Origin of the sequence: Enhydrobacter aerosaccus (genome assembly GCF_900167455.1) — a bacterium.
GTDB lineage: Bacteria > Pseudomonadota > Alphaproteobacteria > Reyranellales > Reyranellaceae > Reyranella > Reyranella aerosaccus.
The window spans coordinates 13,756-27,491 of sequence record NZ_FUWJ01000015.1; the positions used below are offsets into that span (position 1 = coordinate 13,756).

The 13,736-nt window shown below is 65.1% G+C and carries 14 protein-coding genes; 8 read left to right on the top strand and 6 right to left on the bottom strand.

Features of this window, described 5'->3' with window-relative positions; all coding sequences use genetic code 11:
- Positions 1–2 precede the first annotated feature (2 nt).
- A complete protein-coding gene (locus B5D62_RS29520) occupies positions 3–959 on the bottom strand; it encodes a helix-turn-helix domain-containing protein (RefSeq protein WP_085937680.1) in 957 nt (318 codons plus the stop codon).
- Between the two features lie 48 nt (positions 960–1,007).
- Between B5D62_RS29520 and B5D62_RS33595 the strand changes: the two genes are divergently transcribed.
- A complete protein-coding gene (locus tag B5D62_RS33595) occupies positions 1,008–1,373 on the top strand; it encodes a hypothetical protein (RefSeq protein ID WP_170921214.1) in 366 nt (121 codons plus the stop codon).
- 6 nt (positions 1,374–1,379) lie between these two features.
- Here the strand turns inward: B5D62_RS33595 and B5D62_RS29530 are convergent, their stop codons facing one another.
- A complete protein-coding gene (locus B5D62_RS29530; protein ID WP_085937682.1) occupies positions 1,380–1,592 on the bottom strand; it encodes a hypothetical protein in 213 nt (70 codons plus the stop codon).
- Between the two features lie 357 nt (positions 1,593–1,949).
- On the opposite strand from B5D62_RS29530, the gene B5D62_RS29535 reads away from it, so the two are divergent.
- Positions 1,950–2,408, top strand: coding sequence for a hypothetical protein (locus tag B5D62_RS29535; RefSeq protein WP_085937683.1), 459 nt, complete (start codon positions 1,950–1,952; stop codon positions 2,406–2,408).
- Between the two features lie 19 nt (positions 2,409–2,427).
- On the opposite strand, the gene B5D62_RS29540 is transcribed toward B5D62_RS29535, so the two are convergent.
- Positions 2,428–3,333, bottom strand: coding sequence for an aldose 1-epimerase family protein (locus B5D62_RS29540; protein WP_085937684.1), 906 nt, complete (start codon positions 3,331–3,333; stop codon positions 2,428–2,430).
- Positions 3,334–3,465: 132 nt separating this feature from the next.
- On the opposite strand from B5D62_RS29540, the gene B5D62_RS29545 reads away from it, so the two are divergent.
- Positions 3,466–4,245, top strand: coding sequence for a DUF6675 family protein (locus B5D62_RS29545; RefSeq protein WP_085937685.1), 780 nt, complete (start codon positions 3,466–3,468; stop codon positions 4,243–4,245).
- 18 nt (positions 4,246–4,263) lie between these two features.
- Here the strand turns inward: B5D62_RS29545 and B5D62_RS29550 are convergent, their stop codons facing one another.
- Positions 4,264–6,117 (bottom strand): amidohydrolase, encoded by a 1,854-nt coding sequence (locus tag B5D62_RS29550; protein ID WP_170921215.1) that lies wholly within the window; start codon positions 6,115–6,117, stop codon positions 4,264–4,266.
- A 217-nt stretch (positions 6,118–6,334) separates the two neighbouring features.
- Between B5D62_RS29550 and B5D62_RS29555 the strand changes: the two genes are divergently transcribed.
- Both B5D62_RS29555 and B5D62_RS29560 read left to right on the top strand, forming a co-directional pair.
- The gene (locus B5D62_RS29555) at positions 6,335–6,643 is read left to right on the top strand and encodes a hypothetical protein (protein WP_170921216.1); all 309 of its coding nucleotides are present in this window, start codon (positions 6,335–6,337) and stop codon (positions 6,641–6,643) included.
- A gap of 12 nt (positions 6,644–6,655) precedes the next feature.
- The gene (locus tag B5D62_RS29560) at positions 6,656–8,365 is read left to right on the top strand and encodes a portal protein (RefSeq protein WP_085937688.1); all 1,710 of its coding nucleotides are present in this window, start codon (positions 6,656–6,658) and stop codon (positions 8,363–8,365) included.
- Between the two features lie 20 nt (positions 8,366–8,385).
- Here B5D62_RS29560 and B5D62_RS29565 read toward each other — a convergent pair whose 3' ends face one another.
- On the bottom strand, positions 8,386–9,954 hold the full coding sequence (locus B5D62_RS29565) for a COG3904 family protein (protein ID WP_085937689.1): 1,569 nt from the start codon (positions 9,952–9,954) through the stop codon (positions 8,386–8,388).
- Positions 9,955–10,173: 219 nt separating this feature from the next.
- Positions 10,174–11,460: an SGNH/GDSL hydrolase family protein gene (locus B5D62_RS29570; protein WP_085937690.1), complete on the bottom strand. Its 1,287-nt coding sequence runs from the start codon at positions 11,458–11,460 to the stop codon at positions 10,174–10,176.
- A gap of 342 nt (positions 11,461–11,802) precedes the next feature.
- Here B5D62_RS29570 and B5D62_RS29575 point away from each other — a divergent pair, with 342 nt between their 5' ends.
- The 3 genes from B5D62_RS29575 to B5D62_RS29585 are packed head-to-tail and all read left to right on the top strand — an operon-like array spanning position 11,803 to position 13,678.
- Positions 11,803–12,063, top strand: a complete 261-nt coding sequence (locus B5D62_RS29575) for a Bbp19 family protein (protein ID WP_139374163.1) — start codon at positions 11,803–11,805, stop codon at positions 12,061–12,063.
- Positions 12,032–12,628 carry a hypothetical protein gene (locus B5D62_RS29580; RefSeq protein ID WP_085937692.1) on the top strand — a complete coding sequence of 199 codons (597 nt, stop codon included), beginning with the start codon at positions 12,032–12,034 and terminating at the stop codon, positions 12,626–12,628. Before B5D62_RS29575 ends, B5D62_RS29580 begins: the two co-directional genes overlap by 32 nt.
- Before the next feature lie 24 nt (positions 12,629–12,652).
- A complete protein-coding gene (locus B5D62_RS29585) occupies positions 12,653–13,678 on the top strand; it encodes a major capsid protein (protein WP_085937693.1) in 1,026 nt (341 codons plus the stop codon).
- Positions 13,679–13,736: the final 58 nt, after the last annotated feature.

The window sequence follows — 13,736 nt, forward strand, 5'->3', positions numbered from 1 at the left end:
GATCAGGCGATCGCGGTCGCCGAGACGGGCTGCTGCAGGTGCGTATGATCCCAGGCGCTCAGGATCCCCAGTTGCCGCAGCGGTTCGAACATCCGCAGCAGGCTGCCGTGATTGAGCTCGAGCAGCGCCATGATCTCTGGCCGCGCGACATAGGCTGAGGCAACGATCACGCCGCCTTTCCGCTTGAGGCAGCGCCCGTCGCGCACGAGGCGCGTCAGGCGGCGACTGACCGTCGATTCGCCGAGGCCGAGGATCTCGGCGATGGTCGCGGCATTCACCGGAACCCTCAACTCGTCGGGCATGATGCCGGGACCGATGGCGGCCGACGGCAGTGTCGCGGTGTGCTCCGAATTCTCGCGTTGAACCGCGAGCAGGATCATCGCCATTGTCAGATCGCCCGACGTGCGCACGAACGCGGACGTCATGCGCAGCAAGTGCCCATAGGCGACATGTGCAACCGCGCGGATCAGCGGTGCGCCCTCATAGGGCGGCACCTTGTCGGCATAGAGCTCGGTCAGGCAAAGATTATCGCGGAGACGATTATAGAGCACCTGAGCCAGTTCCCAGGTCCGAAGCATGGCGCTCTTGTATTCTTCGCGCGCGAGCACCTGCGTCGGGACGACCACGCCATTCGGTCCGATCACGCAAATGCCGTTAGCCGCAAGTTGCTGGATGCGACGGCGCACCGTTTCGAACGGAATGCAGATCATGTTGGCGACGGCACTGATGGTGACTGGCTTGCGCGCCTCGTCCGGCAACAGTGCGTCAAGGGTGCCGTAGCTGCGCAGGAATTCCGGATCGGCGCTGAGCGTCGCGGTGTTGGATTGCCCGACTGCGGATACGATCAGGCGATCGAGAAGATCCTCGCCGACCGGCGTCTCCGTCAAAAGATCCAGGAGCAGGGAGTTCGAGGCGCGCATCGCAGCCGCCAGTTCCGAAAGGGATACCGTGGTCGTCATTACGAGTATTGTTCTCCGGTGTCCTGATGCACGGGTGGGTTACGGGGCGTGATCGCTCGCAGATCAATGGGCGGGAACGCTTGGGGCCGCCTGTCTCTCCAGCAGCAACTTCCCGGTAGCCCTATTGATCAGATGGATTTTCCAGCATGCCGGACAGAAATGCGGCTCGTGCCAGCGCATATCGTCGACAACCGCCTCGATCGACGCTTCCACATGGCGGCCGGTATTGGGGCATCGATAGATGATCGTGGCTTTCATAATGAAACATTATGCCGCTACCTCTGCCGTTCGACCTTGAGGCAGATCAAGAAAAAAATGCACGGCAGCCGCGATTCATTAACAACTGATAATGGGAGAGGATTTTTTCCGGAATATTTTGATCAGCGGAGTCATACTTTAGTCGAAGGCCGGTAATCCGCGTTAGCGGCTATGCTCCAGGAAAACCCGGCCGCGGTTCGTCACCAGGACGAGTTGTCCCTCGCGTTTGACGTAGCCCTTGTCTGTCGCTTCCTCCCACACCGGCAGGCGTGGGCAGGACGTCCGCCAGCCGTCCATCACTTCGGCATAAGTACGCGGCTGTCGGTCGAGCCATTCCAGAAGATCGCAGATCAGCGGGACCAGGGTATCGGTCATGGCGGCATTATCGGCAAACCGGTGCCGGCGCGCCAATATATGCAAGTGTGTCGCGCGATATGTTTTTTCTATGCGATGTCCAATAATCAGTTGGGACGCACCACCGGATTACGATGCGATCATTTCCACGGAACGCCTGGCGCATCCAGGACCGCTCATCACTGCAAAAACAATTATGAGTCCAACATTTTTGTTTCCGTGATGTCAGTTGCATGGACGACTCGCGGCGCGCCATGTTAGTTGCTTGCATGGAGGGTGCGTATGAGTTCGGTCTTCGACCGATGCGCCACCTCGGTTGGGGGAGAAATTTCGATGGAGTGTTGCCGGGGGATCGGCCTTGTGGCGGCGAGCTGTCTTATGCTTCTCGCTGCGCCGGTCTTCGGTCAGGAGATCGAGGCGCTGGTTGCATGCGCACCGATTTCCGAAGCCGCCGCGGCCGGCACTTGGACGGGAGGATTGCTGTTGGCACCTTGCCGCGCGCCCTCCCTGCCTCCTTCTTTCGTGATGCCCTTCCAGTCCGACTCGTCGCCGGCGGCAGCCGATGCAGCCGAACCGTTGACGGCCGATCTTCATCTCGCCTCGACCGAGCTCGGCTTCGACAAGGGCGTGGGGCCGGCGCCCGGGCGCTCTGTCCGATACCTGGGGCACAAATATCGGGTGATCGACATCGAGGTTCAGGGCGGCGGGCCTTCCTTCTCGGGCGGCAGCGCCTTCGTGGTCGGCCTCGCCGGCAGCAGCCTGATCGTCGGGCTGAAGGCAATCGAACCGGGCAGTGCGCTCGATCCCGACCGCGCCGATCCATCGGTCGTGAACTGACGACCTCGCTGCTTTCGCGTCAGCGGCGCAGCGTTATCTTCATCTCGAACGCCTGTGCGTCCCCAGGGGGCAAGATCGCCATGCCCGGCTTGGTGCGCAATTCGTCGTCGAAGTCCGTCGGGCTGGCAAAGCCATGCCAGGGCTCGATGCAGACGAAGCCGGCGCCGGGTTTCGACCAGATGCCGAGATGCGGCATGTCGGGAAAGGCGACTTCCAGCTGCGGGCCCATCGCCGCTCCCCCTGTCGCCGCGCCGTAGGTGACCTTGCGGCTTGCCAGCCGGTCGAAGATCAAGGCGTCATCGCGGAACAGATCGTCGGCCAAGGCCAGGGTGTGGTCATGGACCGGCGACGCAAAGAGATGCGGCGCCAGCAATCCATTCTCCAGCCGCCGGACAGCGAGCGGCTCCGGCATCTCGAAACGGATCGCATGCTCCTCGCGTGGCCGCCCATAGGGCAGAGGCCAGTGGAAGGCGGGATGGAAACCGAACGAGACGGGCATGCGTTCACTGCCGGTGTTGGTCGCGGTCGCCACGATCTCGAGGCGCGGTCCGACGATCTCGTAGACGACGTCGAGCGTGAAGTTGAATGGGTACTGGGCGCGGGTCTCGCTGCTCGACGCGAGCCGCCACTGGCATCGCGATGCCGTCGAGGCGAGGCACTGGAAACGCGAGCGGCGGGCAAAGCCATGTCGTTGCAGAGGATAGGTCTTGCCGTGCACGCGGATGACGTCGCCCTTGACGCTGCCGACGATGGGGAAGAGCAGCGGCGCGTGTCCCGTCCAATAAGCCGGATCGCCGTTCCACAGGAGCTCGCGCCCGTCGCCATCCTGCAATCGGACCAGCTCGGCGCCGAGTTCGGAAATCTCGGCGCGCAGATCACGGCTTGCGATGGACACGATCCTGGGATCGGCAACGGCTGAACTCATTGCAACTCCTCTGCGAACCGTCCCTCCTTACGCCATCGCCGCCGGCCGCGCATGTGGCGAACAATGGGCTCGATCAAGCGTTTGTCATTCCGAGTATGCGGTCTGAACGGCTACCGTTGGCGGTGTCGAACCATGATGTTGCGCCTTCCGCTCCTTGCTCTGCTCTGCGGTCTGGCTCTGCCGGCGCTCGCCCAACCTGCCGTGGGCCCGCAGCCGCCGTGCGGCAGCCTGCCCGTCTATCCGCCCTATGGCGCGGTGGATGGCAAGCCTCTGGTGGCCACCTGGCGCAATGTCGATCTGCACAAGCTTGGCTGGCAGGTGCCGTCGTGCATGGGCTGGGGAGGGGACAGCCGGCTCGTAGCCGCCCTTGCCGCGCGCTTTCATTCGACCCGCTCCCTGGACGAGCTTGCCGCACCGCTGGCGGCGGTGTCCGACTATCCGGCCATCAAGTTCTGGGCCATCACCCGGCGGGAGTGGCGCCCGATGGCCCTTGCGGCCTGGTCGGTGGAGGGGCCGGACGGCAAGTTGCGCCAGCCCGATCCGCCGGTGACCGCGCTGCAACCGGGCCGCGACTTCTACTATGCCGAAGATGCCGAGATGGCCGGTCGCGCCGTCTATCGCCTGCGCGTGCTGGAACACAGCGCCGATCGTCTGGTCTTGGAAACCGAGAACGTCACGCCCATCCGCGTTGCCATCGTCACGCTGTTCGAGCCGGCCGCCCTGCAGGTGGCGACTTTCCTGCAGCGGCTCGATGGCGATGTCTGGGGCCTCTACGAGATCACGCGGGCGTCCGCCGACTCGAGTTCGATGGTGGCGGGCTACCAGAGTTCCTACCTCAACCGGCTGGAAGCGATCCGCCGCCTGCTGGCCGGCCAGCCGCTGGATCGCGATCCGCCGATCGCTCCCTGGTGAGGGAGCGCGCCAGCCGGATCAGGGGCGGGAGGGCGTAAGCGCGACGGGAGCGGCGACGTCCGGCAAGGGGACCGGCAGCGTCAGCGCCGATGCGCGTTCGTAGCGCACGGCACCGTTCATCAGGGTCATCAGCACCTTGGCTTCGTGTATCTGGTGCGGCGCCATCTTGAAGATATCGCGATCGAGAACGACGAGGTCGGCCCGCTTGCCGACGGCGATCGATCCCACCTGGTCGTCGAGTCTCAGCAATCGGGCGGCGCCCAGGGTATTGGCGATGACCGCCTGCTCGAGCGTAAGGGCCTCGTCGGCGGGAGACAGCGCCGTTTCCTGCGGTTGGCCGATCTGGCGCCGCGTCACCGCGACCTCGATGGCGTCGAGCGGTCGGAAGCTGACGCCGTGCGGGGCCATCGGCCAGTCCGTGCCGAACGCCACGGTGGTGCCGTCGCGGAGCAGACTCGCGAGGCGATAGCCGTTGCCGGCTCTTTCCGGGCCAAGCCGAGCCAGGGTGATCTTCTGCCAATGGGCATCCGGCACGGCGGATTGAGCGCAGAACTGCGCAATCACGTCGAGTTGGGCGAAGCGCGGCAGATCCTCGTCCGCGATCAGGCCGAGATGAGTGAGCGCATGGCGACGCCCGCGCCTGCCATTGGCTCGCGCCGCCGCCTCGATCGCGTCGAGCGCGATGCGGACGGCCCGATCGCCGGTGGTCTTGATGACGACATCGAAACCCTCGGCATCGGCGCGCATGACCGTGTCGCGCAACAGGCTTGCATTGATCACCAGGCCTCCGCGGGCGGAAGGCCAGTCGGCATAGGGTTCGAGCAGCGCGGCGGTGTAATGCGACTCGGTCCCGTCGAGCGCGATCTTCAGTGCCCCGGCGCGCACCAGGCCGGTGCGGGAGCGATCGCGCAACTGCCGCACCTTTGGCATGGGATCGATCTCGGGATGGTTGAACAGATGACAGGCGACGATGCGGCAGGGGAGTCGACCGGTCTGTTCCAGCGATTCGTAGAAGGACAGGCCCTCCTTGTCGCTGACGACCTCGATGCCGGCGTCGAACAGGCTGGTGATCCCTTCGGCGGCGGCGCGTGCCAGCCAGCCCTCGAGAGCCGCGGCGATCGTCCTGGAATCGATCGGCATGGCTGCCCGCACGAGCTGCAGCACCGCGGGCAGGCCGATCACGTATCCGGTTGGTTCGCCACTGCCGGCGTCGCGCTGGAAAAAACTGAGGCCGGGAATCGGATCGTGGACGCCGCGCACGATGCCGGCCCGCTCGAGTGCCGTCGAATTGGCCCAGGCGGCACGCATGTCGACGGACAGCAGAACCACGGGCGTATCGGGCCAAAGCGGATCCAGATCGGATTTCGACGGACCGTAGGGTCCAAAGGCGCTGTAGCACCAGCCATATCCACGGACTGAACCGACGCTGCCGACCCTGTCGCGCCAGGCCTTGAGGGCGTCGAGAGTCTCCTGGCGCGTCGCATATTGCACGTTGACGCCTTGGACCAGGGCCGCCCCCAGGATGGGGTGGATCTGCCCTTCGACGAAGCCGGGAAGTAGCAGCTTGCCGTCGAGATCGATCGTCCGCGTCGACCGTCCGACAAGATCGTCGGCGCCCACGGCACTGCCCACGTAGCTTATGGTGCCGTTGCGGACCGCGACGGCCTCGGCTGGCTTGCCCTCGGCGGTGAAGATCGCTCCGCCGCGAAAGACGAAGTCCGCTTCTTGAGGTCCACGAGGTTCGGTGCGGATCTGGGCGAAAGACCGGCGCTCGGGAAGGCTGCCGAGCGCCGCGATGCCACCTGCAACCGCAGATGCCCGCAACAAGGCACGCCGCGATAGCGCAGCTATCTCGGCGGCAGTCGCTGACATCCTGCCGTTCCACACCCAGCTCATCGTTGCTTCCCACGGCAGACGATTGAACGTTCGAAGTAGAATCCTAAGCGAAAGTACCACCATATGGAAAGCGACGAGGCGTCGCTCAAATGCGATCCGGATAAGCATCGATGATGCTTGGCACTTAAACTCGTTCTGAAGCGGGCCAGGCGCAGCCTGTGACAAAGGCAACTCCTTACGACCTGAAAGGACATTGTCTGCGGAGGCGGTGCTATCGCGAGCGCCGCTGTTCATTGACGACCGGAATCGTCGCTCGAACATCGTCGAGCTTATTGTCGTCGCCATGGGAATCTTTTCGTCACCTTCCGCGCCCTACGTGCCGCCTTTGCCGGCCCCACCTCCGTCGCCGCCGACCACTGCCGATCCGGCGGTCAGCCAGGCTGCAGCCGATGCGATGAGTCGGGCCAAGGCCGCCAGCGGCTTCGGCTCGACCATCGCCACCACGCCGCAAGGCGTGCTCGGCGCTGCCAACACCAGCCTGAAGACCCTGTTGGGGCAGTAGGAGGCGCTGGCCATGAACGACGACCGTGATCCCTGGCTTCGCACCTACTTCATCAACCGCCTGGCCGCGCTCGACCGCGAACGCACCAGTTACTGGTCGACATGGAAGGATCTCGCCCAGCATTTCGCGCCGAGACGGGGGCGCTTCCTGGTCTCGGCCAACGACTTCGCCCGCGGCCGACGCAAGGACCAGCGGCTGATCGACAATACGCCTCTGCTGGCGGCACGGGTGATGGCCTCGGGCATGATGGCCGGTATCTCCTCGCCGGCCCGTCCCTGGTTCCGGCTGCGGCTGGTCGATGACCGGGCCAACGACGCGCCGGGTGCGCGGGCATGGCTGGACGAGGTGCAGAAGCGCATGCTGCACGTCTTCGCCAAGTCGAACCTCTACAACTGCCTGCACACGCTCTACGGCGAGCTCGGCGTGTTCGGCACCGCCGCGCTGTGGGTCGACGAGGACGATGAAGACGTGGTGCGCGGCTACACGCTGACCTCGGGTGAATACTGGTTGGCCTCGTCGCGCCGGCTGGCCGTCGACACGCTCTACCGCACCATGTGGTGGACCGTGCGCCAGATCGTCGACACGTTCGGCCGCGATGCCGTGTCGGCGGGGATTCGGGCCAACTACGACAACGGCCAGCTCGATCTCGAATACGAGATCGTTCATGCCATCGAGCCCAATCCCAATGCCCAGCCGCCGGAAGTGCGCGGCGGCGCCAACCTCTGGAACGGCACTGTGGCCAACCGCCTGCCGTTCCGGTCAGTCTGGTTCGAGCGCGGCCAGCAGGGCGAGAAGTCCCTGTTGCGTGTGTCGGGCTATTCGGAATTCCCCTGCATGGCGCCGCGCTGGGACGTGACAGGGTCGGATACCTGGGGCAGCGGTCCCGGTTGGATCGCTCTCGGCGACGCGCAGCAGTTGCAAGTCCAGCAGCGGCGCAAGGTCGAAGCCATCGACAAGCAGGTGAAACCGCCGATGGTCGGGCCGCCGTCCCTGCGCAACGAACCGGCGACGCTCCTGCCGGGTGGCATCACCTATGTCGCCGATCCATCCGGGCAGACCTTCCGGCCGGCCATCGAGGTGCGCGTCGATCTCAGCCATCTCGGCGCCGACATTGCCGAGACGCAGAATCGCATCAAACAGGCGTTCTATGCCGACCTGTTCCTGATGATGGCCGAGAGCGACCGCCGCGAGATCACGGCGCGCGAGATCGACGAGCGTCACGAAGAAAAGATGCTGATGCTCGGTCCGGTGCTGGAGCGGCTGCACGACGAGCTGCTCGACCCGCTGGTGAGCCGGGTCTTTGCCATCATGAACCGCAACCGGATGCTGCCGGAACCGCCTCCCGCCGTCGCCGCGGCCGGGGTCCAGGTCGAATTCATCTCGATGCTGGCCTCGGCGCAGAAGGCGGCGGCTACGAGCGCCATCGAGCGATTCTGGCAGTTCGGCGCGCAGATCGGCGCGGTGAAGCCGGAGGCGCTCGACCGCCTCGATGCCGACGGGACCATGGACGCCTACGCCGACATGACCGGCGTGCCGGCGAGCGTGCTGGTCGATCTGCGCCAGGCCATGGCGGCTCGCCAGGCCCGTCAGCAGGCGCAAGCCCAGGAGGCGCAGATGCAAAAGACCATGGCGCTCGTGCATGGTGCGAAGACGGCCAGCCAGATCGATGTCGGCGGCGGCATGAACGCCGTTCAGGCGCTCCTGGGAACGGGCCCGGGATGAGCCCGCGCTCCGAGAACTCGCTATTTGCCTGATGTCGTCTTGGCCATGGCGCTGAAGATGCTGCTCATCTCCGTCCCTGCCTCCGCCGGCGGCAGGTCGGCGATGGTGCGGAACATGGCAGCCGAAAGCGCGCAGAACAGGGCGTGCTCGGCGGGCAGGACCCTGGCGGGATCGATCAGCAAACGCACTTTCTCCGCTCCATAGCGGTCGATCATCGCCTGCGAGAGGCTGAGGGTCGCGGCGTTCAGCTCTGCCGCGGTCGGCGGCTCTCGCGAGGTCCTGGCCTCCAACACGCGGATCGACAGCTCCTCCTCGCGCTGCCGCAATTCCGCGGGCAACAGGGCGGCGGCGTTGCTGCCCGATCGCGTCGCGAAGTCGAAGCAGGCATCGGCGTCGCGTTCATCGAGGGCGGCGAACTGGTCGGCCATCAGGCGGGCATAGTCGATCAGCAGCTCGTCCGGAGCCGTTACCAGCTTCATGCGGACCACCGGGCCGATCTTCTTCAGGCGGATCTCGTCGGCGATGCGCCCGTCCGGCATGCCTTCGAAATAGCGGCGCTGGTAAAGCTCGGCGCTGTCCTCGAAGCCCTGCCGGTCGGTAGCCTCCAGCGCGGCAAAGAGCGGGCCGCGGCGCAGCGCCGACTTGAAGTCGGCCAGCGTCGGCTTCGCGCCGAGCCCCGAGGCAGCGTAGCGATAGGGGTCGACCGAGGTCACGACCACGTTGGCGGCCCTGAGTTCCTGCTCGGTCGGATACCAGATCGAATAGGCCGGCTGCGCCATGGCGCGCTCGATGAAGGTATATTCGACGTTGGCGGCCCGCAGCAGTCCGCGCATCTCGTTGGTCCGTTCGACGCCGGCGAAGATCGCCCGATGGAAACCGATACGCGCCCCGCTCTTCAGATAGCGTTCGCGGCCGGCGACGAAGGCGATGGTGCAGGCCGACGCGCAGGAGGCAGATGTATAGGTTGCGAGACCACGGGCCCGGATCAGCTTGGCCAGCTCGATCGCTTCGCCCAGCCGGCCTCCGCCGCTGTTGAGATGCACGATCCTCAGGTTCGGGGCGGTCGCGAATATCTTTGCTGCGTCGTGCGAGAGGCCGTACTTGAAGCCGCCGGTGATCTCGGCCTCCGTGCCGTCGCGCATGATCCGGATGGCGTAGGCCGGAATGTCCGGATCGCCTTCGAACGCCATCCGCCAGCTTTCGACCAGCTGCGGCATGCCCTGCTTGACGAAGGCATAGCCGATGCCGATGCCGCTCAGGATGATCACTGCCTGGGCCACCATGCCCCACAGGCCGACCCGGCCGGCCGCGATCGCCACCCGCCGGTGGCGCGAGGCGGACCGCCAGACGCCGATGGACTGGAAGAGTTGGCCGATGATGATCGCGCTCCAGATCGCGATCAGTGCGCCCACGACCTCGTAGGGATTGAAGGCCTGCCGGTGCATCAGGAAGGAGACGCCGGCGAGCAGGACGCCGATGGTCAGATAGACGATCAGGCCGACGGTGCAATAGGACACGGCGAGCGAATACTCGCCGCGCACGAAACGGCGGATGAACAGGAACGGACTCGTATCCGGCAGCGCAGCCATAGCTAGATCACAGCCTACGAATCAGCCGGCCGCGTTCAAAGTCAATTCAAACGCCAGAATCACGAACTAATTGCAGTCCGACGAGGCGGATAACGCCAAGAAGGGCCGCCCACCCGTGGGCAGGCGGCCGAGTTTCGGGGAAGAAGCTGCGGGCCGATTACAGCGAGGAGTATTGCCCGCTTCCATCGAACGACAGCTGTCGCGCCAAGGTTGCCGGCGTCAGCGCCGGGCGGCGTGCACGCCACTCCGGGCTTCCATCAGTTCCTTCTGCATCCGCTGGCCGACGATCGAGGTTCCGAGCGACGTCCAATGCCCGTCGGTCAGGCGATAGGTGCCCGTCACACCGGTGAGGTCGTCGGCGAGCTCGATCGGAGTGATGCCCTTCTCGCGCAGGGCGGCGTCCAGCCGTTGGCGCGCCGCCTCACGCTGGAGATTCCAGGCATAGTAGCGCGGCCACGGCTTCCAGAAATCCTCGTAGCGCGGATCGACGGAGGCCATCGGTGCGATGGCGACCAGGAACTTGACCCCGGCTCCTTCGACCAGGTCTCGAGCCGCGGTCAGCCAGGACAGGGTCGCGGCGATCTCCGCGGCGTCTACCATCTGAGTAGCTTCGGCCGCGTCGCGTGCGGTCTTCCAGGTGCCCGTTTCGACCTGGACCATGTTGGAGATCATCCAGCCCATCAGGAATTCGCGTTCGCTGTCGGTGCGTTCGAACGCATCCCAGAACTTGTCGCCGCCGCGCGCCATGATTTCCTGCAACGTCGCGACGTCCATGTTCGGGTAGTAGTACTTCTTGAGATGTTGGGCGAGCAGGGCCGCTCGCTCCGTACGCGGCTTCTTCAGGATGACGTCGTTCAAGGTGTCGAATTCGTTGGGAACGGCGACGTTGCCGCGGCCGAGTTCCGACAGTGACAGCCGGTTGACGGCAAGCCAGGTCAGGTGTGGCGCGACCGTTCCCAGCAGCGACGGCTCCGGACGTTCGGCGATGAAGGGCGGGATCTCCCACGGCTCCAGCGCCCGCGAGAGGAAATCGTTGCCGGAATAGAAGACCAGCATGATGGCGTCGGGATGCAGGTCCAGCGCGACCCGCATGATGCGATAGTAGTATTGCGGCGGGCCGGTGGCGGAGATGCCGAGGTTGACTGCCTCCATGTCCTTGATGCCGGCCTTGGCCCAATCCTGTTCGATCGCGTCGGTCACCGTGGGAAGGGCGAAAGCGCCCTCGACGAAGCTGTCGCCGACGACCACTGATCGAAAGCGAATGCCCGGCGGCTTGTCGATCGTTCGCTCGCGATCCTTCACGCCCCAGCTGTTGTAGAAGGGGATGGATTCGGGCGCCTCGGCCAAGGTCTTGATCTGTCGGATGGCGCCTCTCGACGCCTCGATCGGCCGCAGTTCGAAGGCGGGCCAGGGTGGAGTGAAGAACGTCGAGACGAATTCGAGACCAGTGACGGTGATGGCTGTCAGGAGCAGCCCGTAGGCCACCCAGAAAACGGCTTTCTTCAATATTCCCCCTGCGGCATGCACCCTCCCGCTCGCGCCATAGTACCTGAAGCGGAGCGCCTGGGAACGGTCGGAATCGTGCGAGCGAGCTTGACGTGACGGGAGATATCGTCGCCGAAAATCGTCGAAGCACCCATCGCAAGATGCAGGGCGAGAAGGCGTGCAACCAGGGATGGGGGTAGCGGCCGGAATCGTTGGTTCGAGAGGCGTGGGCTTATCTTCGCGCCCGTGAGCACAAATACACCTGAACCCAAAGACTACGACGCCGGCAACCCACGTCACGTCGACCGTCGACGCAAGGTCGGCCGGCAGCACCAGCGACAGCTCGCTGAAGCCTTCAAATGGATGATGGGCGATGCCCGCGGCCGGATGCTGATGTGGGAGCGTCTGGCCGAAGCCGGCGTCTTCCGTTGCAGCTTCGCCTCGAGCGCCGAGCTGATGGCCTTCCGCGAAGGGCGCCGCGACATGGGCCTGCGCGACCTCGGCGAGATCATGCGGCTGTGCCCCGAGCAGTACATGCGCATGGCCAGCGAAGCGCGGGCCCGCACTTCCAACACCCCCAACGGAGACAAGGATGACGAACGAGACGATTCTGCCGAGTCGTGACGGAGAAGTAGCGGACGCTACGGGGCTGGCTCATCTGCCTGAGACGCCCGCGGTTGCCTCGCCCGAGGCGTCGCTGCTGGCGCAGGCCGCGGAGCCCGTCGCTTACGAAGCGTTCAACTTGCCGGAAGGCGTCAGCGTCGATGCCGACTCCCTGTCGACTGCGACCGAGCTCTTCCGAGCGTCGGCGCTGAACCAGGAGCAGGCGCAGAAGTTCATCGATCTTGCCGTGTCGCGCGAGCAGGCCGCCGTCCAGAAGGGCGTGCAGGCCTTCGTCGACCTGCAGAACAAGTGGGTCTCGGAGATCAAGGCGGATCCCGATATCGGCGGCGACAAGCTCACGGCCTCCCTGGCCTCGGCTGCCCGCGCGATCGATCGCCTTGGCGTGCCGGGTCTCCGCGAGGCGCTGAACCTGACCGGCGCGGGCAACCATCCCGCCGTCGTGAAGGCCTTCGTGCGTCTCGGGCAGATGGTCTCGGAGGATCGCTTCGCGCCCGGCAATAGCGCCGCGCCGACTGTTCCGAGATCGCCCGCCGAAGTCATCTACGGCGCCAGTCCGCGCCGGTAACCCTCAACAATCGGAGTAGCGTATATGGCAACCCTTGCTTCCTCGGCCCTCACTCTGGCGGAATGGGCCACCCGTCTCGATCCCGGCGGCAAGCCCGCGGCGGTGATCGAACTGCTCGGCCAGACCAACGAGATGCTGACCGACATGCTGTGGATGGAGTGCAACGACGGCGCCGGTCACAAGACCACGGTGCGCACCGGTCTGCCGGCGGCGACGTGGCGTCTGCTGAACTACGGCGTCGTGAAGTCCAAGAGCACCACCGCCCAGGTGCGCGACAGCACCGGCATGCTCGAGGCCTATTCCGACATCGACAAGGCGCTGGCCGATCTCAACGGCAACAGCGCCGAGTTCCGCATGGGCGAGGACATGGCCTTCATCGAGGCCATGAACCAGGGCATGCAGCAGTCGGTCATCTACGGCAACACGGCCGTCAATCCCGAGCGCTTCACCGGTCTCGGCCCGCGCTTCTCGGCGATCGCCAGCGCCAACAACGGCGTCAACATCGTCGACGCCGGCGGTACCGGCGCGACCAACAGTTCGATGTGGCTGATCGGCTGGGGGCAGAACACGTGCCATGGTCTGTTCCCGAAGGGCAGCAAGGCCGGGCTGCAGGTGCGCGATCTCGGCGAAGTGGCGCTCTACGACCCGAACGGCAACGTCTACCAGGGCTATCGCACCCACTTTAAGTGGGATTGCGGTCTGTCGGTGCGGGATTGGCGATTCGTGGTGCGTGTCGCCAATGTCAACGTAACCGGCGGGGCGGTCACCACCACCAATCTGGTCAACTACCTGATCACGGCGGTGAACAAGCTGCCGTTCATCAGCGCGGCCGGCAACAGCCCGCCGCCGGGCGGCACCAAGCCGGGCCAGGTCAACACGGTCATCTACTGCAACCGCACGGTCCGCGCCGCGCTCGACCAGCAGGCGATGGCCAAGACCAACAACTTCCTCACCATCGAGACCCGGGACTCCAAGCCCTACACGGCGTTCCGCGGCATCCCGATCCGGATCTGCGACCAGCTCACCAACAACGAGGCGCGCGTGGTCTGATCCCGCTGCTGCTCCGGATGTCGGCAAGGAACTCGTGACAGACCACGCGAGGATCTTG